General features: G+C 43.8%; 15 protein-coding genes and 2 pseudogenes. 6 read left to right on the top strand and 11 right to left on the bottom strand.

Annotated elements, in window-relative coordinates; genetic code table 11:
• Window positions 1-17: 17 nt before the first annotated feature.
• Both H6G03_RS05165 and H6G03_RS05160 read right to left on the bottom strand, forming a co-directional pair.
• The gene (locus tag H6G03_RS05165) at window positions 18-2,210 is read right to left on the bottom strand and encodes an SPFH domain-containing protein (protein WP_199315142.1); all 2,193 of its coding nucleotides are present in this window, start codon (window positions 2,208-2,210) and stop codon (window positions 18-20) included.
• Window positions 2,211-2,537: 327 nt separating this feature from the next.
• Window positions 2,538-3,089, bottom strand: a complete 552-nt coding sequence (locus H6G03_RS05160) for a siphovirus Gp157 family protein (RefSeq protein ID WP_190462758.1) — start codon at window positions 3,087-3,089, stop codon at window positions 2,538-2,540.
• A gap of 415 nt (window positions 3,090-3,504) precedes the next feature.
• Here H6G03_RS05160 and H6G03_RS05155 point away from each other — a divergent pair, with 415 nt between their 5' ends.
• The 3 genes and pseudogenes from H6G03_RS05155 (at window position 3,505) to H6G03_RS37800 (ending at window position 7,569) form a co-directional block, all read left to right on the top strand.
• Window positions 3,505-4,917 (top strand): hypothetical protein, encoded by a 1,413-nt coding sequence (locus H6G03_RS05155; RefSeq protein WP_190462756.1) that lies wholly within the window; start codon window positions 3,505-3,507, stop codon window positions 4,915-4,917.
• An 84-nt stretch (window positions 4,918-5,001) separates the two neighbouring features.
• Complete coding sequence (locus H6G03_RS05150; protein ID WP_190462754.1) at window positions 5,002-5,772, top strand: SGNH/GDSL hydrolase family protein; 771 nt, start codon at window positions 5,002-5,004, stop codon at window positions 5,770-5,772.
• Between the two features lie 228 nt (window positions 5,773-6,000).
• A pseudogene (locus H6G03_RS37800) lies at window positions 6,001-7,569 on the top strand (alkaline phosphatase family protein).
• Between the two features lie 207 nt (window positions 7,570-7,776).
• Here the strand turns inward: H6G03_RS37800 and H6G03_RS05135 are convergent.
• The 7 genes and pseudogenes from H6G03_RS05135 to H6G03_RS39710 all read right to left on the bottom strand — a co-directional run.
• Window positions 7,777-8,541, bottom strand: a complete 765-nt coding sequence (locus tag H6G03_RS05135) for a DUF6817 domain-containing protein (RefSeq protein ID WP_190462749.1) — start codon at window positions 8,539-8,541, stop codon at window positions 7,777-7,779.
• A gap of 11 nt (window positions 8,542-8,552) precedes the next feature.
• Window positions 8,553-9,572, bottom strand: coding sequence for a glycosyltransferase family 2 protein (locus H6G03_RS05130; RefSeq protein WP_190462747.1), 1,020 nt, complete (start codon window positions 9,570-9,572; stop codon window positions 8,553-8,555).
• Entirely contained in the window at window positions 9,573-10,571 is a 999-nt protein-coding gene (hpsE, locus tag H6G03_RS05125; protein WP_190462745.1) for a hormogonium polysaccharide biosynthesis glycosyltransferase HpsE, read from the bottom strand. It lies immediately after the preceding gene.
• 102 nt (window positions 10,572-10,673) lie between these two features.
• Window positions 10,674-11,612 (bottom strand): hormogonium polysaccharide biosynthesis glycosyltransferase HpsE, encoded by a 939-nt coding sequence (gene hpsE, locus H6G03_RS05120; RefSeq protein ID WP_190462743.1) that lies wholly within the window; start codon window positions 11,610-11,612, stop codon window positions 10,674-10,676.
• Between the two features lie 290 nt (window positions 11,613-11,902).
• Window positions 11,903-12,319, bottom strand: a complete 417-nt coding sequence (gene atpC, locus H6G03_RS05115; protein ID WP_190462741.1) for an ATP synthase F1 subunit epsilon — start codon at window positions 12,317-12,319, stop codon at window positions 11,903-11,905.
• Window positions 12,320-12,440: 121 nt separating this feature from the next.
• Window positions 12,441-13,895 (bottom strand): F0F1 ATP synthase subunit beta, encoded by a 1,455-nt coding sequence (gene atpD, locus H6G03_RS05110; protein ID WP_190462739.1) that lies wholly within the window; start codon window positions 13,893-13,895, stop codon window positions 12,441-12,443.
• Between the two features lie 155 nt (window positions 13,896-14,050).
• Window positions 14,051-14,164: pseudogene (locus H6G03_RS39710) on the bottom strand (PEP-CTERM sorting domain-containing protein); the annotation flags it as partial.
• 1,262 nt (window positions 14,165-15,426) lie between these two features.
• Between H6G03_RS39710 and H6G03_RS05100 the strand changes: the two are divergent.
• The gene (locus H6G03_RS05100; protein WP_190462736.1) at window positions 15,427-16,566 is read left to right on the top strand and encodes a response regulator; all 1,140 of its coding nucleotides are present in this window, start codon (window positions 15,427-15,429) and stop codon (window positions 16,564-16,566) included.
• A gap of 101 nt (window positions 16,567-16,667) precedes the next feature.
• Here H6G03_RS05100 and H6G03_RS05095 read toward each other — a convergent pair whose 3' ends face one another.
• Together H6G03_RS05095 and H6G03_RS05090 are read right to left on the bottom strand one after the other, a co-directional pair.
• Window positions 16,668-18,503: a two-component system response regulator gene (locus tag H6G03_RS05095; RefSeq protein ID WP_190462734.1), complete on the bottom strand. Its 1,836-nt coding sequence runs from the start codon at window positions 18,501-18,503 to the stop codon at window positions 16,668-16,670.
• 44 nt (window positions 18,504-18,547) lie between these two features.
• Window positions 18,548-21,529, bottom strand: coding sequence for a response regulator (locus H6G03_RS05090; protein ID WP_190462732.1), 2,982 nt, complete (start codon window positions 21,527-21,529; stop codon window positions 18,548-18,550).
• Between the two features lie 492 nt (window positions 21,530-22,021).
• On the opposite strand from H6G03_RS05090, the gene H6G03_RS05085 reads away from it, so the two are divergent.
• Together H6G03_RS05085 and H6G03_RS05080 are read left to right on the top strand one after the other, a co-directional pair.
• The gene (locus tag H6G03_RS05085; protein WP_190462730.1) at window positions 22,022-25,468 is read left to right on the top strand and encodes a PAS domain S-box protein; all 3,447 of its coding nucleotides are present in this window, start codon (window positions 22,022-22,024) and stop codon (window positions 25,466-25,468) included.
• A 112-nt stretch (window positions 25,469-25,580) separates the two neighbouring features.
• Window positions 25,581-26,015 (top strand): response regulator, encoded by a 435-nt coding sequence (locus H6G03_RS05080; protein WP_456057558.1) that lies wholly within the window; start codon window positions 25,581-25,583, stop codon window positions 26,013-26,015.
• Window positions 26,016-26,407: the final 392 nt, after the last annotated feature.

The following is a 26,407-nucleotide window of genomic DNA, read 5'->3' as shown; positions in this document are numbered from 1 at the left end:
CTGCCCACCTTACTTAATTATCGAACTGTTGGCGGTTTGATTTGACCGTTTTCTTTTTCGGGTAAGAACTCAACGGGAATTACGGGAACGGTATCTGAATTTGGTAATTCGCCGTTAGTTTCTGGTGGAATTGGCGGGGTAGAATTATTCGATTTGCCTGCTTGATTCCACAACAGCATTGTTAGCAAACCATCGACTAAACCGTTACCGCCGTTGTTACCGCTGACGAGAACATCGGGAATTAAACGGACTTTGCGATCGCCGATAATTTGCATTAGCTGCATCGCCGTGTAACCTTGCGAACCCAAGGCTTCCACACCGGCGCGATAGGTTTCCGCTTTCGCAGTACCCGTAGCGCGAATCGAAGCCGCCTCAGCCGCCGCTTGCAGTTTTGTGGCTTCCGCTTCACCTTGCGCTTGTTTGATTTGCGCTTTGGCTTTCAGTTCCGCAATGCTGACATTCTGTTCGGATTTCACCATTTCTTGTTGAATGTCGGCTAAGGCAGTTTCGCGCACGAGTTGCTGGCGTTGCGTTTGCGCCATTTGCTGCACTTCGTAGGTTTTGCGCTGTTCTTCTGCTATTTTGCGATCGGTCTGCGTTTGCATCAACTGTGCTGGCGGTTGAATATCGCCAATAAGAGTATCGATCGCCTGCACATCGTAACTCCGCAAAGCTGTTTTAATATACTCGGAAGCCTCAGCTTGACGTTCGCTTCTAGCACTCAGGAAATCCAACACCGTGTAAGCTTGGGCGGAATTGCGGAAGTAATTGCCGATCGTCGGCTCTAATACATGATCTACCAGATTTTGCATCGCGCCAACGCGGGAAATTACCTTCGGCGCATCCAATGCACCGACGTGAATAATCTGTGCAACTTCCAAATCGAACGCAAAACCATCAGTAGAACGCACAGTCAGCGATTCCAGTTTGGAATCGTAGTTATGTCGTTCTGTTCTCGCCGACCAGTTCAACACTATATTCGTTGTCGGGACTAATTCCACTTTCATAATCCGGGTATTCAGTGGGTGTTTGCCTGGGTAAAGCGGTTCCGTCCACACGCCTTTGTGTCCCGGACGCACCAAATCGCCGTGAGTGAAAGCTGCGCCGCTGACATCTTCGTGCGCTTTGCCAACATAAGAAATTACCACACCGACATAGCCGATCGGAATCTCCGTCATGGCAACTTGTTCGACTTGCACAAACCAAGGATTCAAGTTCCAAGACCCGGACAGCAGAATTTGCTCTTGCAAACCGCGTCTTCCACCAGCTGCGATGAATTTCTGACCGTTTTGGAAATTATCGTGTCCGGGAACAACCGCTCCGGCAATTTCGCCTTCCGAGATGGGAATACCATCTAAGGTGGTGACGATACCAACTTTGTCCGATGCAACCGTGTAGACGCGCAACTGTTCGCTACTCATACCTTCTTTAGTTGCGTTGGCGGTGGTGATGACTTTGAACAAAGCAGTATTGATGCGGTAAGTACCCGCCGTGAGAAAGCCTAGCTGACGCCCTTTTTCGCCGCCGTTTTTGAGGAATTTGCGGGCATCCTGAAAGTTATCGCAATCTACAACTTTACCCAAGATGTGTTGCGGCGGGATAGAAGCACCATCGGCGGCGACGATAAGGGCGATTTCCCCTTGGGATACGACGGTGACTAATTCTTTGCGAACTGAAAATTGCCAGGGCCAATAGCCCCAGTGCCACCCAGGTGCAAGGGTATCGGCTTGATATCCAGCTTCGCCGTTTAAAGCTATCAGTCGTCCTGGGGGAAGTCCGCGACCGGTCAGGGCAAATTTCTTGACCACAACGCCGACTTCTCGTTCGCCGATAACGACGAGTCCGCCAAAGAATATGGGGATACAGACGATGACGCCGCCAACTACAATGATGGGGATGAGTCCCCACATATCTGCGCGTTGAATTCGATAATGGGTGCTATTGGTTTGCACCTGCTGTGCAATAGACCTCTCCAAAAACTCTTGTGGGATAGGCATCTTGCCTGTCCCTGAGATTCTTTTCTCCAGAGGTCTAATGATTTCTTCTGGCTGTGTCTGAGTTGCGTTAAGACTTATCGATGCTGGTTTTTCTGTTTGGCTGGTTTTGAGTGCCGCCGCGTTGGCAGAGTTGATGCCGCTGGAAATGGCGATCGAAGCCACTACCGATGCCGCCAATCCCACGATTCTACGAGGTTTTGTCAAATTTTGCATAAAAAAAATCATCCCTAAACAGGGAGTAGGTATCCTCATATCTTGCACTACTGTCAACAAGACCTGAGAAACCGCGTTTCTTAACGAAAAATCTAGGCTCTTGGCTTTAATTTCCAAGAAACCCGGTTTCGACGCCTGGTTCAAGATCTGAGTATCCCTACGCTAGCAATTCCCTAAGTCTTCACCCGAATTCTTAAACTTCTCGTAATGGCAAGAGGGGAATAACGGGAGAGTGGGGCAGTGGGGCAGTGGGGGAGCGGAAGAATTAATATTTTCCCTTTTTCCTCTTCTTTTTGACTTTTGAATTTTGACTTTTCTATACCCTTCTTAACGTATCCGAATACTCGTTCCGCGATCGCCCAGTTGTGCAAATTCTAACTCTTCTCCCGCCTCTAGCGCTGCTCTAATGGCGGTTTTATCGGGTTCAACAGTGATTTTCTGAAATTTTTCTGGCAATTCAGTTGGCGATACCGATTCATCTAAAAGTAAAGGTGCTTTACCGCCGTGTTTTGTCATGGATAATTTGTAGCGTGCGGTGTCAACTGTTTTGAGATTGTTGACCTCGAAAAACCATTTTAATCTTTCTTTGAGCATTTGGGCGCGTTTTTCATCGGCGGCGGCTAATTCTGCCAACCGTTTCGCTTCTGCTTTGCGAACTGCGGCTTTTGCTTCCAATTCGGAAATTAGGGCGGCGTAATTATCGAGTTTGCGATCGCGTTCTTCTCCCAACTCTTCCAGCCAACTCGTAATTAGCTGTTTGCTTTCTTCATCGTCGCCGTCTAACTCATCCAGCAGCACGTTTAACTGGCTGAGATCTGCGGAAATGCCGAACAGGGTTCGCGGGTGTGCCGATCCGTTGTGCGTGGCGATGCTTTCCATTAATTTGGCTCCTCAAATTTCCCCAATCCATTAATTTTGCAGTATAATATATATAGTTAGGACACTTCATTACTTTTACCTAAAATCTTTACTGTCACTAACAAATTTTTTCGGATTTTTAACCGCAGATGAACGCAGATGTAGGCGATAGCCTTGCCGTAGGCTACGCAGATAAATTTTAGATTTTTCTGGGTTTATCTAGGTAGTCTGTGGTAAGGATTGCCTTTGGGAAGGGTGATTGCACGGCTACTCTTAACCCAATATACCTCTCCAGAAAAGAATCTCAAAGGGCAGGCAGGATGCCTACCCCACAAGAATTTTTGGAGATGTCTAATGGCAGGGTGCTGAATTAGGAACTAATCCAAAATCCTTGCATCGCCTGACGTTCGCTTTGTAATTCAGGAAAAATCGACACATGGCTTTAAATATCGCCAAACTAAACCATAAAATTTCTGTGCTGGAGTTAGTTAAATTGTGGGAAGATAACCACAACAGCATCATTATTAATCTTCAGCATTTGCGGGATAACTATCAACGCCAAGGGTTGAAGAAAATTCCCGGTTCCAGAGACGAAAAGGGCAATCTTGTCCCGCCTTTGCTGAAAGGTGAATTTACCGATGGTGGCGAGTATGTGCGTGCGATCGCATTTAAACTCAATCGCAATACCGCAACTATCAATATGCTGACTTCCAGACCGTTTAAGCTGGTCAATGGTGAAGATGGAAACCAAATTACCGAAGTCGCCGGTTTGCTATTTACCGATCTCGAAACTTTCAATAACTACACTATTGTCAGGGATGGCGACATAAATGTCAAGTCGCTACAAGTCAAATTCTCCAGCCAGAAAGTGTTCGATCTTTTCAAAGAAAAAGGCGTAGTTGAAAAATCCGGCAATCCAGTCGAAAACTATGATTTTCGTGCTGAATACACGATCTGTTTCGACAATTTACCTCTAGTACCTGAAAAAGTCCATTACAACCATCTTAACGGCGTGTTTGACGAGTTAGCCGAAGTGAAAGTACTTGCCAGTATCTTATCGGCTTTCTTGAAGAAAGAATCCGATACTTACATACCCGAACAAGTGGAGGAATTGAAAAAGCACTATCTCTCGAAAAACCTGTATATCAACTTTCCGAAAACGACAGAGTATGCTTCTCTAGATTCAGCGCTTGCTAACGGCACTGTTGATTTTCGGAAAAGCTACAAAGTCGATATCGGCAGCAAAGATATCCTCAATTTCGGCAAACTTCCTTCAGCCAATAAATTCCTCGATCGCATATACGAGGCGTACAATCGAGATACTGGCGAGAAGGTGGAAAAACCCACATTCGATATCGCCTTGAATGCGAACATTATCTTCGCGCACAAAACCCTGTCATCGCGCACCAAGATCACCAAAGTTGACGAGTTGATGCAGCCAATTTTTGATGATTTTCTCGGTATGGAAGATAACGGTAGCGTTGCCGCTATCTTATCAAAAGTTGGCGCAGATAACCTGATGCCAATGTTGCAGGCAAAATGGAACGGAGAAAAAGTCAATCGCGACGAATTTGTAGCTGCTTTGACAGCGGCAAATGAGCAACTGGAGGACTATGTAGAAAAAGTTTATCGGGAAAAAATTAGTCCCCTAGTTTTCTACATCGGTTCTACCGGACATTTACCAGATGATATCGACGCGGTAGCGCAAACGGCGGCAGAAATTGGTGGTAAATATCCCAACTTGCAATTCTCCAAATATGAGCGAGAAGGAACGTTTTTTGAGGTTGGCGATACGATTATTAGCGTGTATGCTAAATATGAGTATTACACAGTAAAAACGCCTGCGTAATATTTGTTTTATGCCTCGTGACCGGATTGACCCCGGTCACGAAAATACACAACCTCTGCCTCTTATTTTATCCCCCATACCATCATGCAGAAATCGCCGCGCCTTTTGCGTCTAACTATGCTATTATGTCTCGTTGCTCTGATTGGATCGGTAGCACTCAATTTCCGCCTATTCTTTGCAGCAAGACATTACTATATTCTCCTAAATCAAACCAACTTAGATCCGCTGGGTTTGCAGCATTTTCGCGCTAAATCCAGTCAGCGGGATGTGAGTAATACCGCCACAGCAAATGTGGTGTTCTTTGGCGATTCGCGAGCTGAAGAATGGCCTTTTCCAAGTGGGTTAAAAGGTTTTTCCTTTGCGAACAGAGGTATTACCGGTCAAACTTCCAGTCAAGTGCTGGAAAGGTTTGATAAGCACGTTTTACCGTTGCGTCCGAAAATTATTGTCGTGCAAGTCGGTATCAACGATTTGAAAACGATACCGCTGTTTCCTCGCCAAAAAGCCAGTATTATCGCTAATTGTAAGGATAATATAGGGGAAATTGTGAAGCGATCGCACTCTCTCGGTACTACAGTTATCCTCACAACTATTTTCCCCGTTGCTGAGGTGCCGTTAGCACGCAGACCGTTTTGGTCATCGGAGGTCGATCGCGCTATTCTAGAAGTAAACTCTTACATATATTCTTTGCAAGCGCCGAATGTGATAATTCTGGATACTTATGCGCTTCTCGCGGAAAAAGGCAAAGGCAAAAATAAGTTCTATCGCGATACTTTGCATACCAACGCCAAGGGGTATGAGGTTCTGAATAAAGAACTGGCAAAAATATTAGCAGGAATCAAAATAGAGAAATAGTAGGGTAGATTTTAACACACCCTAATAATTTTTTTCAGAATTTGCTTTTAAGATTTAGAAGCTGTAGCAGTATTAGTAGTTTCGGCTTTTTGATTCTGAGATGTCTAAAAAACTCACAATAATTTTAACAAAACTTCAATAAAAATTTGGCAATTTCCAAATAAGAGAGTAATATAGTACTGAATCAGCTTGAATTATAAAAATTGCTTGTTGTTGAAGAAATATTAAATGAACGCAAAAACAAAAATACTGTTCATCGCTCTAGATGCAGCAGATAAGGATTTGATTACTCAGTGGACTGATGAAGGCTTACTTCCTACTTTTAAATCGCTTTTTGAGAAAGCAGCTTGGGGAATTACTAACAATCCAGTCGGACTTTATGTTGGCGCTATTTGGCCTTCTTTTGCCACAGCAGTTGACGCCGCCAAGCATGGTTGCTACTGTTACAGTCAAATAAATTCAGGTAGTTATATCACTACTAAATATAGCGTATTTGACTTAAAAGGAGAAATGTTTTGGGATACTTTGAGTCGTGCCGATAAGAAAGTTGCCATTATCGATCTTCCCAGAACTCCTCCTACTGAAAATGTGAATGGTATCCACATAGTTGACTGGCTGACTCACGATCCGGATATCGTTGATAAGCTTTATACTTGGCCGCGATCGCTAGCCGCAGAGATAGAAGCAAATTACGGTCGAGATCCGATTGGCTATTGCAATCGGATCTCCCGGAGTGCAGCAGGATACCAACATTTTCGCGATGATTTAGTAAAGAGAGCAGAAACAAAAGAAGCTCTTTCCAGTCAATTTTTATCCCAAGAAAGCTGGGATTTATTTCTGACAGTTTTTAGCGAAAGCCATTGCGTCTGACATCAGTGTTGGAGCCTTCACGACCCTACTCATCCAAAACACGATAAAGCGATCGCTGATGCTGTTGGTAATCCCATCAAAGATGTATATATCGCTCTTGATGCTGCTGTTGGCAGACTTTTACAACAGGTGGGAGAGGAAACCACAGTATTTGTTCTTGCCAGTCATGGCATGGGGCCACATTACGACGGTACGTTTATTTTAGATGACATTCTGCGCCGTCTGAAAAATGTTAAAATGCCTACTATAGGCAATCAAGTTTCTCAAGTTTTGAGTTCATCTTGGGAACAAACTCCTATTTTACGAGAGATTTTAAAACCTCTGCGAAATTACATCTGGAAGCCTTTACGAAATCGCTTTTGGAAAAGTGACAAACCAGTTCGAGAAGCTTTGAAAGAACCTGATAATAGCAGTCGCAAATGTTTGACAATTCCTAACAACGATACTTATGGAGGAATTCGGATAAATCTGGTGGGTCGCGAACCAAAAGGAAAGATAAACCCTGGTTCGGAATACGAAGCTTTTTGCCAACATCTGACGGAAGATTTGATGGCTGTTGTCAATGTCGATACTGGTAAACCATTGGTTTCTAAAGTTATCCGAACGGCAGATTTTTATAAAGGAGAAATGATGGCGCATCTACCGGATTTGATGGTAGAATGGAATCGGGAAGCACCGATTTCTAAAGTTTATTCTCCTAAAATTGGGACAATTGAGAAAACTTTTACTGGCGTCCGCACAGGAGATCATAAAGGGGATGGGTTAGTGTTTGCGATCGGCCCATCAATTCAACCGGGTCAGATCCAAGAATCGATTTCGGTGATGGATTTCGCACCGACAATTGCTTCTATATTAGAAGTACCGCTGACCGATGTTGATGGAAAAGCGATCGAAGCTTTTTGTGGAAAAGTTTTGATAAATAATTAATATAGCGGTTTTCAACAGTACAAAGAAACCCGATTTCTTCAACAATACCTTCGCCATTTTGTTGTAGGTTGGGTTTCGCTTCTCTCAATCCTACCTACGAATCTTATTCCCTTCTAGCTGAAAACGGCAAGAATAAGTACGATCTCGATACGCTGCATCTCAACGCCAAGGGATATGATGTTTTACATAAAGAATTGACAGTAGCTTCTATTTTTTTAAACGACGGAAAACATAACCTACAAAACGCCGACTTTGAACAAGTCGATCGCGCAACCCTATTAAAGTACGCTTGTGATAAGATTTGGGTGCAAGCTGAAACGAATAATTATAAGTGCTGCGAAGTCCTGCGGGAATGTTAGCTGAAGTAACTTCGGCAAACACTCGTGTTAGTTCCGCAGCTAAGCTAGCAAAACCCAATTCTTCTGCTATTTTTACGATTAAATCGCCGCTACGCTTGACATAGCGCAGTCGTTTCTCGAAATTAGCGCAGTAAAGAATTCCCAAATCTAAATGATCTTCCAATTCATTTGCCAAGAGCATCAAAAGCACGTGGCGATCGCTAGGAGTAAGGGTATTCAAATTTTGCGCGATCGCCGATATGCTTTCTTCGTTCCACGCCAAAGCAGTATATTTAGCAATGTATTTTTCTACATCCTTACCAACAGCACGCCTTACTTGTTCCTGCTTGCTGTTGGATATACCGATTCCCCCATCTCCAAAGTCACCCTGCATATAAGCGGCGTGCAACAAACCAGCAGCTACCACCTCTACAGGTGCATCAACAGAAGCTAGGATGCTAGCAGTGCCTACTAAATGAGCGATAAAAGTTTTGCCGTCTCCTCGAAAGTAACCTGTAAATAGAGACATTGCTAGCTGGTATGCTTTTAGAATACAGCTTAGTTCTGTTTCTGAATAACCCTGTCTAGAAAGTTGAGCGAACAGTTGAATGTTTGTTTGAGCAAAGGGATACATTGCTTTTTTGCTTAAGATTTAGAAACTGTAGCTTTGGTGACGGTTTCTTCTTTTTGTTTCTGGGTTTTATTTGGCGACTGACGGACTAAAATTTTGTTCAACAGCTTTTCGATCGGCATCAAAATATTTTGATTGAGCCAAGCACCGCGTTTGATTGGTAAAAATTGACGAATCGACTCTCTAATCGTTCTTTGTCGATGACGATTTAACCAGATATAATGACCTTTCAGGCAAGGGTCATCTTCTGATAAATTCCATTTCTCCCGGAAATAATTTAAGCTGTCGCGATTCCAAGCTTCACTCCAACGCAGGAAGAAGAAAGGTAAATCTGACAATGCGAACGGGGGTGGTGCAACGTAACTGACGATCGAATTCGGCTCAAAATAAATAGTACCGCCGTTTTCCCGAACCTCCAAACACAAATCCCAATGTTCTCCCGTACTCAAAAATTTTTCATTCAAACCGATCTTTTCAAATATTTCGGTACGCGCCAATATACAATGAAACTCGAGCAATTCAGTTTCTTCTCGCCGCAGTTCAGAACTTACTTTATCAATTGGTTTTCTGGCGAAGCGATGTTGTTCAAAAAACTGTCGTTTACCCTGCTTGTCTCGGAAGTGTGCAAAACCTCCTGCCATGTGGATGATTTTATCTTCCGGTTTCCCTTCGCAATAAAGTGGCCCAACTAACCATGCTCCCGTTTCTTCCGCGCACTGTAAAAGTCGATCTAGCCAACCCGGAGTAAATAGTATATCGTTATCAAAAAAGACAACATATTTAGTATCGACTTCCGATAAAATCAGGTTACGCGCTTGATTGGGAGCGAGGAAATTTTCGCGGCGAATTAACCGAAATCCTTTTTCTTTTGCTTGTTTTTCTAGATAGCGTTTTGTGCGATTGGGTGAATTGCCATCCACATAGATTAACTTGAAGGGTGTAGTTGTATTCTCGTATAGACTTTCGAGGGAACGCTCGGTATAGCTGAATCTCTCCCGTTGGGTTATAACTAAGGTAACTTGTGGTTCTGTCATCTATACATCTCCAGCTTTTTTGGTATCTTTGTTTTTCCTAGTATATCCAGTTAACTGGGAAGCTAGGGAAGTTTTAATAAAATAAATAGGACTTGCCAAACTACTCAGGTAAAACTCCATCTCGCAAGCTGGGATTAAATCATTTTTAACTTTCCCGCCATATTTGAGTAAGTGCAGTATTGTTCGACGCAAGCTCCCCAGGAATATCTTAGCCATAATTATTGGCTTTTGCCATGTTTTAGAATTAATCAACCGCAGATGGCAAATACATAAACTAGAACCACGAATCAGAGCAATTAAATAATCTTTTTCTAAGCGCCACTGCGGTATTTGATGATAGGTGTGCATCGCTGGGTTATACCAAATTTCCCACCCGGCATTGTGTATATACAATAATGGCTCTAAATCTTCTCCTCCTAACATTTGTTTGCCAACTCTACCGATTAATTTTGGTCGGTTCGGAACGGCTTCGCACCATGCTTTTTTACGAACTACTACTGCTGCTCCTGGCGGCAAGCTTAAATTATTTGGCTCGTAAAGACGCGGTTTTTCACCCTGCTCTCTAATTGCTAAAAAAGATTGTATTTTCTGGAAATTTTCCGGCGGTTTTACTTCAAAATCACCGTGTATTTGACCACCAAAAGCTCCTGCTTTGGGATGAGCTTTGGCAAAGGAGTAAGCAGCTACCACCCAGTTACTATCAGGTAAATTATCATCATCCAGAAAACCAATTAATTCGCCTTTTGCTTCCCGAACCGCGTGCAGCCTAGCAAAAGCGACTCCTTGTTCCATTTCCAAACAATATGTCAAAGGAAATTTCTCTGGCCAATTTGCTTGATAATCTCGCACAATTTGCGCTGTATTATCTTGGCTGTTATTATCAACAACAATAATTTCCCAAGCCAAATGTTCAGTATTCATTTGTTGGCGCAGTCGTTCTAGAACCAAGGGTAAACGGCTGGCTCCATTATAAGTTGGAATGACTACGGTAAAGTGCATTGACTTCAATTTTTGGTTATCTTGATTTGCCTGATACTGGCTGCTCTTTCATGTCTAATTCAGCTAGCTTTTTTGGGGTGATTTTCGATGCGGTTTGAGCGTCTAAATATTGTTTCCTACAAAGAAAGGACTAATTAAGCTGCACCGCAATAGCTCTAATTCACAAGCTACGATCGCATCTTTTTTCGCCACCCCTTTATATTTAACCAAGTGCATAATCAATCGCCGTAAATCGTTCGTAAAATAAATCGGAATCAACAGCGGTTTTTGCCAATTTTTTAATTTCACCATCCGCAACTGATGGCGACTCAAACCAATACAACGCGCCACAGATATTAGGTAATCTTTTGACAAACGCCAGCTAGGAATCTCGTGATAAATTTGCATATTTGGGTTGTACCAAATTTCCCAACCCGCTTTCTGGATATACAACAAAGCTTCTAAATCTTCACTGGCTAAACCCGCTTCTTTACCCAGATTGTTCAACACCAAACGTTCGGGAACGTTGTCGCGCCAAGCTTGTTTGCGAACTACTAACCCAGCGCCAGGGGGTAGCAGCTTTTTACGCGGTTCGTAGCGATGTGCTGTGGCACCTCGCTGCGTAATTGCCAAAAAACCAGCAATTCTGTGAAAATTTTGGGGTGGTTCGACTTCAAACTTCCCGAAGATTTGGCTGCCATAAGCACCCGCCTCTGGATGGACTTGACCGAATTGGTAAGCTGCTGCCACCCAGTCAGATTCTGGCAAGTTATCGTCATCGAGGAAACCAATCAATTTACCTGTGGCTTCTTGCACAGCTCTATTTCTGGCAAATGCAGCTCCTGGCTCTGCTTCAAATACATATTTTAACGGATAAGCTTGCGGCCAGTTGCTTTGATACTCGCGCACCACTTTTGCGGTATTATCTTTACTGTTGTTGTCAACAACTAAGATTTCCCAGGAAAAGTGTTCTGTGTCGAGCTGATCGAGCAGTCTGTTGAGAACTTTGGGTAAGCGGGTGGCTCCATTGTAAGTGGGAATCGCTACAGTAAAATCAACCATTCTTATCAGCCTTTGATTAGTAAACGATTCGTACTGTCAGCAATGCTACTTAGGTAAGTCGGCTGAGGACTTAGGCATTGCGATCGACGAATCAGAACGTCAAAAACCTCAAGCCCGCCCAAAGTTAAGCCGACAGCGTAACCGATCTGGTGGACTTACCTATTCTGCCCAATTACTACCCAAGATAGATGTAATTTTTTCAACCTATTGCAAATCTTTACTAAAACTTTAAATATATCGCTACTTTCCGATAACTTTAAAGTAGGGTGGGCAATGCCCACCCTACTTTCTTAGACTTGCACCATGCCACCCACAGCTTGAAAACGGGCGCGTGCCCTCTTCAGAGCTTGAGTTGCCTGATATTTTTCCTGACGGTTTTCGCTGTTTTGCACTTGGTTATAGCGCTCTTGAGCTTGGGTGTAAGCGGCGCGAGCTTGTTCCACATTAATGGATTCGCTGCGTTCGGCACCATTAACCAAAATAATCACTCGATCTTCTTCGACTTCGGCAAATCCGCCCATCAGAGCAATAGATACCCAACCTTTATCTTGACGAACTCGCATCACGCCTGTATCCAAAGCAGTCAAAAGTGGTGCGTGTCCGCTGAGAATACCTAATTGCCCGGTGGTGCTGGGCAGAATCAATTCTTGGGCTGGAGAATCCCAGACTGTCTTGTCTGGCGCAATCACGCGAACGTTTAAAGTCATTTCGATTTTGGATTTTCGATTTTGGATTTTCGATTGAGGAAAGAGAATTTTGGATGAGAGGATTTTAGATTTTGGATTAAAAAATTTCAATCCAAAATCTAAAATCTAAAATCCAAAATTCTTACTTACCAGACTTGATCTTTTCGGCTTTAGCGATCGCTTCTTCAATGGTGCCTACCATATAGAAAGCCTGCTCCGGTAGAGCGTCCAATTCACCGGAAAGAATCTGTTTGAAGCCCTTGATCGTATCTTCCAGCTTCACGTACTTACCGGGAGAACCGGTAAACACTTCTGCCACAAAGAACGGCTGAGACAAGAAACGCTCGATCTTACGCGCACGCGCTACCGTCAAACGGTCATCTTCCGACAGTTCATCCAAACCGAGAATGGCAATGATGTCTTGCAATTCTTTGTAACGTTGCAGAGTCGATTGCACCGAACGAGCTGTTTGGTAGTGTTCGTCACCCACAACACTCGGTTGCAACATCGTGGAAGTGGAATCCAGGGGATCGACTGCTGGGTAAATTCCCTTCGCAGCCAAACCGCGAGACAGCACCGTGGTAGCATCCAAGTGAGCGAAGGTGGTAGCGGGAGCGGGGTCGGTCAAGTCGTCCGCAGGTACGTACACTGCTTGAATCGAGGTGATGGAACCTTCGGTGGTCGAGGTGATCCGCTCTTGCAAAGCACCCATTTCGGTAGCTAGGGTGGGCTGATATCCTACCGCAGAAGGCATCCGACCCAACAGTGCGGACACTTCGGAACCCGCTTGCACGAACCGGAAGATATTATCGATGAACAGCAGCACGTCTTGCTTGTTCACATCGCGGAAGTATTCAGCCATTGTCAGCGCCGACAGACCAACGCGCATCCGGGCTCCCGGTGGCTCGTTCATCTGACCGTATACCAGCGCTACCTTAGATTCGCCGATATTTTCTTCGTTAATGACCTTCGATTCTTTGAATTCATTGTAGAGGTCATTACCTTCGCGGGTGCGTTCGCCCACACCGCCAAACACGGACACACCACCGTGAGCTTTAGCGATGTTGTTGATCAGTTCTTGGATGATGACGGTTTTGCCCACGCCAGCACCACCGAACAAACCGATTTTGCCACCCCGACGATAGGGAGCCAACAAATCTACTACTTTGATGCCTGTTTCAAAAACGGAGGGTTTGGTTTCTAATTCCGTCAGTTTGGGAGAGGGACGGTGGATGGGGAAAGTTTCCGAGGTATTGACTGGGCCCAGGTTGTCGATCGGTTCGCCCAGCACGTTGAAAATGCGACCCAAGGTAGCAGCGCCAACTGGTACGCTGATGGGAGCGCCGGTGTCTACCGCTTCCATACCGCGCACCAAACCATCGGTGGTACTCATGGCAACGGCGCGGACTTGGTTGTCGCCCAGCAGCTGCTGTACTTCGCAGGTGACGGATACGTCTTGTCCTGCTTCGTTTTTGCCTTGGATTTTCAAGGCGTTGTAAATCTGCGGCATTTTGCCGGCGGAGAATTCAACGTCTACAACGGGGCCAATGATCTGGCTGATGCGGCCTATGTTTGTTCTTTCTGTGCTGGCTACCATGCTTGCGCCTATCTATATAGATATGGGGGAACTGTCTTAACATTTAGCAATGCCATTTCTCAGATTACCACCGAACGGGATATTTCTGCGGGTTGAGGCGCAAGCAGTTGGAGATGGTGTGCGATCGTCCAAAACATTCTTTGGCCAAAATTCGCCTAAGCTTTTTCTGTTGCTTTCTGTTGCTGTTTGCGCTTCAGTGAAGCTGCACCCATTGCACCTAGCGCCAGCAAGCCCAAGGTAGAAGCTGGTTCGGGAACTGTCTCGATAGGAGTAGAGCGAATTTTCACATTATCAACACCAGCCTGGAAAAACAATTGGTTGTCAACTTCCCGGAAAGCCAATCGCACTGTTTGACCTGCCCATGCACTTAGATCGAATGCGGTGCTAGCCCACTGACGAGGTGAAGCAGTTGGAGCCACAATATTTGCTAGTACCCCAGCCGATGAAGAAGGGCCAAACCAGTTGCTAAATCCAGCAGAAACAAGATCGACTCGAAACTGTTGATTGGGAGGGCCAAATGCGTTCATGTTTCCCGGATTGAAAAATGGTGCAGAACTCTGAGCAAACCAGTCAAATGAAAGTTGGTGCTGCGAACCAGCTTCTAGGAAAATATCTTGAAACAAGACGTATGAACCTGGACCGGTTTGGTCGGTCACTGCATATCTCGTCTGCTCCCACAGCGATCAACGCTGCACCAGCGGTAGCGATCGATAACTTTTTCATCATAGTTGAAATATTCATTTTTTAATTTTTCCAAATAAGTAAGCGTTAACAGCGGTGATATTGACAAGAGGGATGCGCGAAAACTTTTGTGTTAGTTGAGACTACCGATTAATATCGGGAAAAGTTACTTTATCTGTTATTTTCGTGCTCATCTAAGTATCATCACTAAAAACAGATTGGCATACCCGCATCACTACTGTCATCAGTGCCGAGCCAATCTTCATCGAAAATTTACATTTAAATATAGATAGAAACATCGCTCCGCTCAAATCCAATTCAGGTAAAATACTGACGATCGTAGGCTTTTATCCATCATGATGCGTAAAAACTCGTACTTTGACTTGCTGAATTTTCGGCAAATAGGTATTGACAAATCCAACTTATGTGTATAAATATTTACAGACTTCCAGAAATACCCTTATTTGGGTCGGACAACCTGGAAAAAAAATGGTGTCTCCCAATAGGTTAGCGATCGCCTGTGGGGGTTGAGGCAAAGTACTTGTAGCGTTCCAATCGAGTACGGCAAAAGGCAGATCCTATCCTGTCCATATGTAAATTAACCAGAACGACAGGCAGTCTATCTCGCTGTTTTAGTGTAAAATATAGGTTTGTCCCTCTCTCAATAACCCTCAGATTAGGCTATGAGCCACCGATAAATTTGCTATTCTTTGAGAAAAGATTACAAAAGAAACTGTAACTTTGGTTAGGGCTGCCTATTTTCTAAACCTTTGGAAAATAAATTGGTTTTAAACCTGCTTGCGGCTGCGCCCCAGTTGCGATGGTAATCTACAGCCGGGGTTCACAAACAATGAGTAAAAATTCTTCCCATACACTTAAAGGTAACATCCTCGTAGTTGACGATCAGCCAGATAACTTGCGTATATTATCTTTCATGCTGAGAGAAGAGGGATACCAGGTTCGCAAAGCCTTGAACGGTCAAATGGCTCTGACTGCTTGTCAGACTCTATTACCCGATGTAATTTTACTCGATATTATGATGCCGGATATGGACGGCTATGAAGTTTGCCAAAGGCTGAAAGCTTCGGATAAAACCTGCGAGGTGCCAGTAATTTTTATCAGCGCTCTCGATGATGTGGTGGACAAAGTAAAAGCTTTTAGCGTCGGTGGCGTAGACTACATTACCAAACCGTTTCAAGTGGAAGAAGTTCTCGCTCGCGTCGCCAATCAACTGACTATTCAACAGTTGTATCGTCAACTCACCGAGCAAAATACACAGTTGCAAAAGTTGAACGAAGAACTGAAAAGATCCAACGACGAACTGGAACAATTCGCTTACATTGCCTCCCACGATCTGCAATCACCCCTACAAGCGATCGTTGGCTACGCCCGTATTATAGAAGCAACATACGAAAATCATCTCGATACAGATGCTAAACAATACATCGCAAATATTGTGAATGCGGGATGGAGGATGACACAGCTAATTGAAGACTTGCTAGATTATTCTAGGGTAGGCACCTGTACAGAAGAATTCAAACCGACTGACTGCAAAACCGTACTAGAAGAAGTGCTAGCCAATCTGGACGAAGAAATCTGCGCCAGCGGTGCAAGTATTAGCTATTCCGATTTGCCCACAGTAATGGGCTCTAGCACGCAACTGATGCAGGTTTTCCAAAACTTGATTAGCAACAGCATCAAGTTTTGTCGCCCCGAAGTTCCGCCGCAGGTCGAGATTACTGCCAAAGCAAAGAAAAACGACGAATGGATCGTAGCAGTTCGCGACAATGGCATAGGCATAGAAACTCAGCATTTTGAGCGTATTTTTGAAGTTTTTCAACGCCTGCACTCTTATAAAAAATACCCAGGTAATGGCATCGGTATGAGCATCTGCAAGAAAATTGTGGAACGTCATGGAGGACGCATCTGGGTAGAATCTCAACCTGGAGTGGGAACAACTTTTTACTTCACTATTCCGGCAAAGATTTGATCGCTTTGCATTGCGAGGTTTTTGGCTAGCACTGGGAGAATAGTGGGAGAGTGAGAGAATAAATCTTTTCCCTTTTCCCTCTACCTCTTCATGATTGACTTTCAATACTGGGGAGATGAGGCGAGCAAGTCTGCTGCTAATTTGCTTCCCAATGGTTTCGAGAACAAGTATCCCTGACCGAAGCCACAGTTTAATGTCCTCAATTTGGCTAGCTGTTGTTGGGTTTCGACACCTTCTGCGATCGCACTCATACCCAGCGAATGAGCAATAGTGATAATAGCAGGAACTAAACCCAAACTTTCAGAATTTTTATCTATAGGATTAATAAAGGAGCGGTCAATCTTAAGGGTATCAACTGGAAGACGATTCAAATAGCTGAGGGAAGAATAACCGGTGCCAAAATCATCAATACTCAACTGAATTTGACGGTTTCTAAGTTGCTGGAGAATCGCCGTGACCGACCCATCTTTTTCCATAATTGCACTTTCAGTAATTTCTAGTTTTAAATTTTGAGGGCTCAGTTGAGTTTTTTTAAGAGTATCATCAATCAGCTCGATCAAGTTGGGTTGAGAGAACTCGCGCACCGAAAGATTGACGCTCATAGTTAGGGATTCTTGAGAAAGTTTTTCTTCTTGCCAAATGCGAAGCTGCTGACAAGCTTCCCGCATTACCCAAGTACCGATGAAAGTAATCAAGCCGGTTTCTTCTGCCACGGGAATGAACTCTGCGGGAGAAACGAAACCGCGTGTGGGATGCTGCCAGCGCACGAGGGCTTCAAAGCCAGAAATTTTGCCTTCGCAAAGACTGACTATGGGCTGATAATACACGACAAATTCTTGCCGTTCGATCGCTCTGCGAAGGTCAGTTTCCAACTGTAAAAGCTGAAGTGCTTCCTGGTGCATGGCTGGATTGAAGACGTGATACCGCGCTTTTCCGAATGCCTTAGCGCGATACATTGCCGTATCGGCATCTCGCAGCAAATGTTCTGGTTGATCGTAGGTAGCATTGCCCAGGACAATGCCAATACTAGCAGTTATGAATACTTCGCGTTTATCTAGGTAAAACGGGCGAGATAATTCCCAAAGAATGCGCTCTGCAATCTGTGTAACGCTGGTAATATCTTTAATTTCTTCTAAAAGAAGAGTGAATTCATCCCCACCTAATCTGGCCAAAGTATCAACTGGACTGAGAGATAATTTTAATCGGCTAGCAATTGCCGTCAGCAACTCATCTCCCACCAAATGACCGAGAGAATCATTGACGATTTTAAAGCGATCGCAATCTAGAAACAGCACTGAAAATTGGTACTCTGGCTGTTGCTTGGCGCGGATGACAGCTTGTTTCAAACGCTCCATAAACAAAGCGCGATTGGGCAAACCAGTCAGCGGATCGTGCAGCGCCATGTGCAAAAGTTGCTTTTCTAGAAGCTTGCGTTCGGCAATTTCCCGCTGAAGTTCTTGATTCGTCACTTCCAGTTCGCAGGTACGCTCTTTTACCTTAATTTCAAGTTCTGCGTTCAGTTGACGAACTTTTGTTTCTGCCGTTTTTAAAGCCAGTTGATTTTCGACGCGGATTAAAACTTCTTGAAACTGAAATGGCTTAGTAATGTAGTCTACACCTCCAACGGTAAAGGCTTTTACCTTGTCTAAAACTTCATCTAATGCACTCAAAAAAATCACCGGAACGTCTCTCGTTTGCATATCGGATTTCAGGATTTGACAAACTTCGTAGCCATTCATATGCGGCATCATGATATCGAGCAGAATCAAGTCGGGTAGTTTAGCGCGAGCTGCCTTCAATGCCGTTTGTCCGTTCGTTACGCACCGAACTTTATAACCCTGTGCGCTCAACAAATTGGATAAAAGGTGCAGATTATCCGGCGTATCGTCAACAAGTAGAATGTTGCCTTTTATTGTAGATGCTATATCCTTATTCATTTTCTTATATACCCTTTGATTTCCTTGTTCTGAAGTCATCTATTCTAGCCTATATATTTGATTATTTTTTCTGTAAGAGCATTAATATTTTCAAATTGGAAGCTATGCGCTAAATCGCTTATATACTTTGACAAGGCAGCATTTGTATTGTTAATTTGCTCGGCTAGATTTAAAATTAATTCGTCATCTGCTTCTATTGCGGCTTGATGCAAAGCGGCAATCCATTCACCAGACATCTCTTGCAAAGACGATAGATGAACGCTCTGAGAATAAACTCCTCCTAAATGGTCAGATGAACTTTCTTTTCGAGCTTCTGCTTTTTGCCTTTGCTCTGGCAACCGCTTTTCGTAGATATACTTTACCCCCAAATAATCAGCAATTTTGTCAAAGATTAACTGCTCTCGGAAAGGCTTGCGAATAAAATCATCGCAGCCTGCTGACAAAACAGAGTTTCGCTGTTCGTCAAAGGCATTAGTAGTCAGAGCTATAATTGCGGTTTGGTGACCGCTAGCTCGCTCTTTAATATGTTTGGTCGCCTCATATCCGTCCATCACCGGCATCAGCATATCCATAAAAATTAGGTGGGGTTTCCAACTTTCCCATAGGGCAATTGCTTCGCTGCCGTTGGTAGCTTCGCACACGCAAAAGCCGACCGACGCCAGAAGTTTGATCAATAGAAGGCGACTGACTTTGACATCTTCGACTACCAAGATGCGATATTCAGGTTGGTGAGGCGCTAAACCGATTACCTTCCTGGATTCCTTGGCTGTCTCTACTTCCTGCGATCGAGCTAAACGCACCTGGATATTGAATGCAAATTTTGTTCCTATACCCACTTTACTGCTGACGGTGATATCTCCTCCCATCAGTTGCACGAATTTTTTGCTGATGGCTAAACCCAACCCAGTTCCTTGTTGAGATTGTCTACCGATTTCTGTTTGTCCGAAAGCTTGAAATAACTTGTGCATCTCTTCTTTGGCAATACCAGGGCCAGTGTCTTCCACTTCAAACAAAAGGTCGAAAAAGTGAGGCCCAGTTGAGGTGGGGAGCAGATAAGGGGGAGAAAGAAGTTGTTGGGCATCTGCCACTCTCCCACTCTCACAGTCTCCCACTCTGACGCGCAGGGTTACGCTTCCTTCTTCAGTGAATTTGATCGCATTTCCCAGCAGGTTAATCAAAACTTGGCGCAATTTACCCTCGTCAGTTCGCACGTACTGAGGAATATCTGGGGTATACTTAATGCGAAGATCTAAGCTTTTACTAGAAGCTTTTAATCGCAACATTTCTTCCAGGCTCTCTAGCAGATGAATTAAGTCAAAGGTCTTTTCATTAAAGGTTGTTCTGCCAGCTTCAATTTTGGACATATCTAGAATGTCGTTAATCAGTGACAGCAAATGCTCGCCGCTGCGATTGATGATTCTCAGATGCTCCCGCTGCTCTTGGTGAAGGGATGAATCGCGGTTCATTATTTGAGTAAATCCCAAGATGGCATTAAGCGGCGTTCGCAGTTCGTGGCTCATGTTGGCGAGGAATTCGCTCTTGGCGCGATTTGCTGCATCGGCAGCTTCTTTCGCTTTTTGCAGTGCTTCTTCTGCTTGCTTGCGTTCTGTAATATTTAGTCCGGTGCCGCGAAAACCGACTATATTACCTTGATTGTCGAAAAGTGGAATGCCAACGACTTCTTCCCAAACAATTTCACCAGAGGGAGTGATATTGCGATGTTGTAGTTTAAAGGTGCATTTTTTGCTAAAGGCATCGCTGAATATATTTCTAACTTTTTCAATATCTTCTTGACAGATGAATTCGATCGGCTTGTGTCCGATTAATTCGGAAGGTGCATATCCTTTAACCGATTTCACTCTGTCGGTAACGAAGCTGTAGGTGTTGTTAGCGTCTACTTCCCATAGATATTCGCCCACTGCTTCGGAGACATCGCGAAAACGCTGTTCGCTCTGTCGCAGCTTTTCCTCTGCTTGTTTGCGTTCGGCAATTTCTGTTTTAGCTTGTTCAAAGAGGGTGCATTGCTTGATGGCGATCGCCAATTGCAGGCACAGTTGTTTGAGAGATTCTATCTCTGATGAGTGCCACTCTCTTTCTCCTTGGCAATGATGGGCAATTAGCAGTCCCCATAACTGATTGGGAATTAATGAATTGGCATTTTCGCTCGTTTCTTCTCCATACAAGATGGGGACTACTAAGCTAGCTTTCACCTCGAATCTACCGAGCAGATTTTTGTGACACTGCTGCAAATCTGATCCGATAATATCTGGAAGCGCTCGAATGCGTCCTTGCTGGTAAAGGGGAATATAGGTTTTGATAAAGCATTCGTCCCCAATCTCAATTCCCAAAGTGGATGTCCACCCTGACGCTACCGACTCGACAACTACTACTCCGTTCCAGTCGGGGTTAAAACGGTAAATGATGATGCGATCGGTTGACAAAAACGATCGCACTTCCCTAACTGCCACTGTCAGCACTTCCTCTAAATTGAGAGAGGAACGAATGCGTTCCAGTATCGCTCCCACCAGCTGTTCCCGCTTTAATTGCAGCCGCAAAGCCATTTCCGCCTCGCGCCGCACCCGAATTTCTTCCTGTAACAAGGCATTTTGCTCTGCCAGTTGTTTTTGCAGCTTCTGCAAGCGCAATTGATTTTCAACCCTAGCCAAAACCTCTTCTACTTGAAACGGTTTGGTGATATAGTCTACTCCGCCAATGGCAAAGGCTTTGACTTTATCTAGCGCTTCGTGTAAAGCACTGATGAAAATAACCGGTATATCGGAAGTCAGCGCGTCTGTTTTTAGCTGTTCGCAGACTTCGTAGCCATCCATTTCTGGCATCATAATATCTAGCAATATCAAGTCTGGCGGAGATAAACGCGCTGTCGCCAGAGCCATCGTTCCCTTGGGTACGCATCGCACTTTATAGCCGCGATCGCTTAATATATTTGACAACAGACGCAAGTTGTGAAGGGTATCATCAACTATTAAAATATTGGCATTTACCGTCTTATCTGGCAGCCACTTCATAACAACCCGCTCATAACTTATCCTTAACTTTTCACAAATAATATTTCAATAAATTATAACAGTTATGAAAATAGCGCTTCTAGTTGTTTTTACCTAAATTTTAATAAGTCAAAAATTATTTAGAAAAGTTATTTTTTGCTAACGAAGCCAGCATATCGCCCTCTTCTTCACTTATATCTGAAATTTTAGCGTCGTTTCTGCTAACGAACTGCTATTGCAGAATGCAGAAAAAATGCTGTGTTTCGATTTTCGGCTTCCAAAACAAGTACCCAAAACTTTTTAGTATAAAATAGCAGCAATATTTTGTGCCTTAACTCTATTATAATCTGATAATAATACCACAATTTAGTCAAAATGTCAAGCTTTACTTGTCACCTGTTTGGAAACTAATTACCAAGTCACTTGAAGCGCAAAGCGGATCTTGAAGAAAAAGGTGGTATTTTTTTTAACAGCCATCAAGTTCCCTATAATATTTATCCAAAAATACTATTTATGGAATTAACCGGAAAACCAAAAATTTTAATAGTTGACGATTGGCCAAATAACCTGCAATTCCTGTGCATTTTTTTGCAAGCACAAGGGTTTGAAATTTTAATTGCCGAATCGGGCGAAACTGCTTTAAAACAGATGGAAACAATCTTACCCGATTTGATTTTGTTAGATGTAATGATGCCGGGAATGGACGGGCTTGAAACCTTCCAATGTTTAAAAAATAAACCGGAAAGCCGAGACATTCCAGTAATTTTTATGACGGGTCTTTCCGATAAGGTAGATGAAGTCAAAGTATTGACATTGGGTGCAGTAGATTATCTGACAAAACCATTTGTAAATGAAGAAATTTTAGCGCGGATTAATATACATTTAAAACTGCGAGCGATGACTCGACAGCTACAAGAAAAAAATGAATTATTAGAGCAAGAAATTCGCGAACGCCGACAAATAGAAGCAGATCTTTTAGAAAGCAAATCGAGATTTGACCAGATGGCTAGCAGCATTCGCGAATGTTTCTGGATAGGAGATGCAGAAATCACCCAGCTTCTCTACGTCAGTCCCGCTTATGAAGAAATTTGGGGTCGCAGTTGCCAAAGTGCCTACGAACGAAGAATTAGCTGGTTAGATGCTGTTCATCCAGAAGACCGAGACCAAATTCGCAATGCTTGGGAACGTCTGTTCCAGGGGGAAGCAGTCGAGCAAGAATATCGCGTTATTCGTCCTGATGGCTCAATTGTTTGGGTACTCGATCGCACTTTTCCCGTCAGAAACTCCGCCGGAGAAATTTACCGCTTGGCGGGAATTGCCAGCGACATTACCCAGCGCAAACAAGCACAAGAAGCATTAAGAGAAAGCGAAGCACGCTTCCGAGCTATTTTCGAGCAAGCTGCGGTGGGAATTGTTGTATCCTCACTATCCGGTCAGCTTCTCAAAGTTAACCAACGATATTGCGACTTTTTGGGATACTCTGAGTCAGAGCTCCTGACGCTAACTTTCCAAGAAATTACCTACCCAGAAGACTTAGAACTAGACCTGAGATATTACCGTCAGCTATTAGCTGGCGAAATTCAACATTACTCGATCGAAAAGCGCTACATCCGCAAAGACGGTCGCCTGCAATGGGGAAAACTCACATTATCAGTAGTACTGGACTCTGACGGTGCTATCAGTTACATTATGGCCGCGATCGAGGATATCCAAGAGCGCAAACTCGCCGAAAAACAACTGCAATATCGCCTAACTTTAGAAACAGCCTTGGCCGCAGTATCCAGAGAATTTGCCACCAACGAAGCCGCAGATATCGATCGAGTTCTGGCAATATTAGGACTAGCGGTAGGCACAAATCGCGCCTATCTTACCCGCTTCCGAGAAAACAGCACCTTTGCTTATATGACTCATGAATGGTGCGACAGTCAAACTCAACCCCAAATCCAACATTTTCAAAATGTAGACACCAGTTTATTTCCTTGGTGGGTCGAAAAATATCGGAAAAATGAAAATGCTGTGATTAGCGATGTGGAAGCAATGCCAACAACAGCAGAAATTGAAAAAAACCTGCTCAAGTCCCTGGGTATCCGTTCTGTACTAGCCGTTCCCGTCAACACGGCATCCGGTCAACTCTGGGGAACGATTGGATTTGAAACGTATCGAGAAAACCGCAAAGATTGGTCGGATGAAGATGTGCAACTGCTGCGAGTTGTTGGCGAGATGATCTACAGCTACTGGGCTAGGCAGCAAGCACAAGAAGAACTGCGAGCTTCAGAGGCACTTTATGCTGGCATTTTTAACCATTCAGCCGAAAGCATTTTTCTCATTAACGTTCTGCCCGACGGTCAGTTTGTCTATCAAACTATGAACCCAATTCACGAACGGGCAACGGGTATTTCTGGTGGGGAAATTGCAGGCAAGACACCAACAGAAGTCCTCTCACCCGAAGTCGCCGCCCACGTTACGGAACGCTACCGCGCCTGTCTTAGTGCTGGCGTTCCGATTAAATACGAAGAAACGCTAGCATTGCCAGGAGGAACTCGGATTTGGCGAACTACTTTAATCCCGATTCGAGATTCCACCGGAAAAATTGTTAAATTGCAAGGCAGTGCGGTAGATATCACGGAAGAAAAACAAGCAGAAGCAGAAAAACTCCGTCAAGTCCAGCACCAGCAATTAATCGCATCTCTAACTCTTAAAATCCGCGAATCTTTGCAAATAGAGGAAATTCTCCACAACACGGTTACTGAAGTAAAGAACACCCTGAATGCCGATCGCGTTTTGTTCTTTCGCCTGCTGCCAGAAGGGGGAGGCAAAATTGTCAGCGAAGCTACTGTTGCTAACTTTACCAGCTTGCTGGGATTAGTTGTAGAAGATCGGTGTTTGCCCGCTCAATATTTAGAAAAATACTACCAAGGACAAATCCGCTTTTGTTCCGAAATTGATAACCTTGGCTGCACTCCTTGCTATGTGGAATTTATGCAGCAGCATCAGATTCGTTCCAACTTAATCGTGCCAATTCTCGTCATTGGAGAATCGGAAAACGGGAATAGCAAATTAAAATCTTCTCCCCCTCTCCCTATTTCCCCTTCGTCCCCTCAAAAATTATGGGGTTTGCTGTGCGTTCAGCAATGTAACGAAATGAGAGAATGGGCGCAACTGGAAATTGAACTTTTACAACAATTAGCGGAGCGGTTAAGCATAGCTTTGTATCAAGCTCAATTACTGGAAAAGCAAACTCGCTACGCTCAAGAATTGGCTCGTTCTAATGCCGAACTGGAACAGTTTGCCTATGTTGCTTCCCACGATTTGCAAGCGCCTTTAGGAACGATCGCCAGCTACGCTCAGCTCTTAGAAGAACGCTATGAAGATAAACTTGACGATAAGGCTAATAACTATATAAATAAAATTGTATCGGGTGCTAAGCGAATGCAGCGGCTCATCGATGACTTACTTTTGTATTCGCGAGTTGGCAGGAGTCACAAAGCTTTTGCGCTAGTTGACTGCAATCTGGTGTTTGAGGAAGTTTGCGCTAATCTTCAGGCCAGTATTCGCAAAAGTAATGCAATTGTTACAAAAAGCGAACTGCCAGCAGTAATGGCCGATCGCTCTCAAATGGTGCAACTGTTGCAAAACTTAATCGGTAATGCCATTAAGTACCGCCGTAATGAGGAACCTCCAATCGTTTCCGTTAACGTTTCTTTTCAAGAAGGTGCGTGGCTTTTTGCGATCCGCGATAATGGAATTGGGATTGACCCCAAGTACCGCGAGCGCATCTTTCAAATTTTTCAGCGCTTGCACACGCAAAAAGAATACTCTGGGACTGGCATTGGTTTAGCAATTTGTCAAAAAATTGTGCAACGTCATGGCGGTCGCATCTGGGTAGAATCTGCACTCGGTCAAGGGTCAACCTTTTACTTTACCATTTTTAACAAAAATCTGTCAGGCGATCGCTATTGAGACCCATACTTTTATGACAAATCCGTTGATTACCTCTGTAATTTCACCATATTTGAAAACAGCCGTAAGCAATGATAAATCATATATCAATACCAAAACATTCACTATTTTGATAGCTGACGATGATGAAAACGCTTGTTACCTAATGTCAGAGGCGCTAGCAGAAGTTCCCTTAGCTATCAATCTTTACGTATTACAAGATGGTTCGGAACTGCTGGATTATTTGTACCGTCGCGGGCAATACAGCGACCCTACCAGTTCGCCGCGCCCAAACCTGATTTTACTCGATTTGAATATGCCGTGTTTAAATGGAAAAGAAGCGCTGGCACAAATTAAGTCTAACTCTAATTTGAAGCACATTCCTATTGTGGTTATCACTACTTCAAAACGGGAGGAAGATATCTTAGATTGCTATAAGTTGGGCGCGAACTCTTTTATTGTCAAACCACTGACTTTTAAAGAATTGGTGAACGTTATGAAGGCTTTATGTCATTATTGGTTTGAAATTGTCACGCCTCCACCACATACCGATCTCAGTTCTGTTTAAAAAAATTCCCCGATCGACGGCTCTGTTGGTGGGGGAATTTTTAATGGTTAATAGCTATTTCTATGAGCAATAAACAAATTGCCCGCGTATGACAAATATAATAACAATGCAAAAGCAGGTAATATAATAATTGCTTTTGTTAGTGAGGACGTTTTTAATTACTCAAACATATAATTATAGCATATCTAGAAAATTTATAAATTTTCCGTAATGATTATTTACAATAATAAGTTTTTATGATATAATTTATAACTATACCAAATATATTAATTAACTTATGGCAATAAAGCAATCGATATCTAAGCCAGACAAGACGGGAGCTACAAGCATCGAGCCTGGTAAATAACCTGGTTGAGCTTTGGGAACCTGCTTTTCTAGGCGAAAGCTTTAGC

Origin of the sequence: Aerosakkonema funiforme FACHB-1375 (assembly GCF_014696265.1) — a bacterium.
Lineage (GTDB): Bacteria > Cyanobacteriota > Cyanobacteriia > Cyanobacteriales > Aerosakkonemataceae > Aerosakkonema > Aerosakkonema funiforme_A.
The sequence above is the reverse complement of the archived record's forward strand: the minus strand, read 5'-3'. Positions and strand labels throughout refer to the sequence as shown.

Excerpts from the sequence above, each read along its gene's own strand:
- H6G03_RS05165 (WP_199315142.1), bottom strand. The coding sequence starts at position 2,210 with ATGCAAAATTTGACAAAACCTCGTAGAATCGTGGGATTGGCGGCATCG.
- H6G03_RS05160 (WP_190462758.1), bottom strand. The coding sequence starts at position 3,089 with ATGGAAAGCATCGCCACGCACAACGGATCGGCACACCCGCGAACCCTG.
- H6G03_RS05155 (WP_190462756.1), top strand. The coding sequence starts at position 3,505 with ATGGCTTTAAATATCGCCAAACTAAACCATAAAATTTCTGTGCTGGAG.
- H6G03_RS05150 (WP_190462754.1), top strand. The coding sequence starts at position 5,002 with ATGCAGAAATCGCCGCGCCTTTTGCGTCTAACTATGCTATTATGTCTC.
- H6G03_RS05135 (WP_190462749.1), bottom strand. The coding sequence starts at position 8,541 with ATGTATCCCTTTGCTCAAACAAACATTCAACTGTTCGCTCAACTTTCT.
- H6G03_RS05130 (WP_190462747.1), bottom strand. The coding sequence starts at position 9,572 with ATGACAGAACCACAAGTTACCTTAGTTATAACCCAACGGGAGAGATTC.
- hpsE (WP_190462745.1), bottom strand. The coding sequence starts at position 10,571 with ATGCACTTTACCGTAGTCATTCCAACTTATAATGGAGCCAGCCGTTTA.
- hpsE (WP_190462743.1), bottom strand. The coding sequence starts at position 11,612 with ATGGTTGATTTTACTGTAGCGATTCCCACTTACAATGGAGCCACCCGC.
- atpC (WP_190462741.1), bottom strand. The coding sequence starts at position 12,319 with ATGACTTTAAACGTTCGCGTGATTGCGCCAGACAAGACAGTCTGGGAT.
- atpD (WP_190462739.1), bottom strand. The coding sequence starts at position 13,895 with ATGGTAGCCAGCACAGAAAGAACAAACATAGGCCGCATCAGCCAGATC.
- H6G03_RS05100 (WP_190462736.1), top strand. The coding sequence starts at position 15,427 with ATGAGTAAAAATTCTTCCCATACACTTAAAGGTAACATCCTCGTAGTT.
- H6G03_RS05095 (WP_190462734.1), bottom strand. The coding sequence starts at position 18,503 with ATGAATAAGGATATAGCATCTACAATAAAAGGCAACATTCTACTTGTT.
- H6G03_RS05090 (WP_190462732.1), bottom strand. The coding sequence starts at position 21,529 with ATGAAGTGGCTGCCAGATAAGACGGTAAATGCCAATATTTTAATAGTT.
- H6G03_RS05085 (WP_190462730.1), top strand. The coding sequence starts at position 22,022 with ATGGAATTAACCGGAAAACCAAAAATTTTAATAGTTGACGATTGGCCA.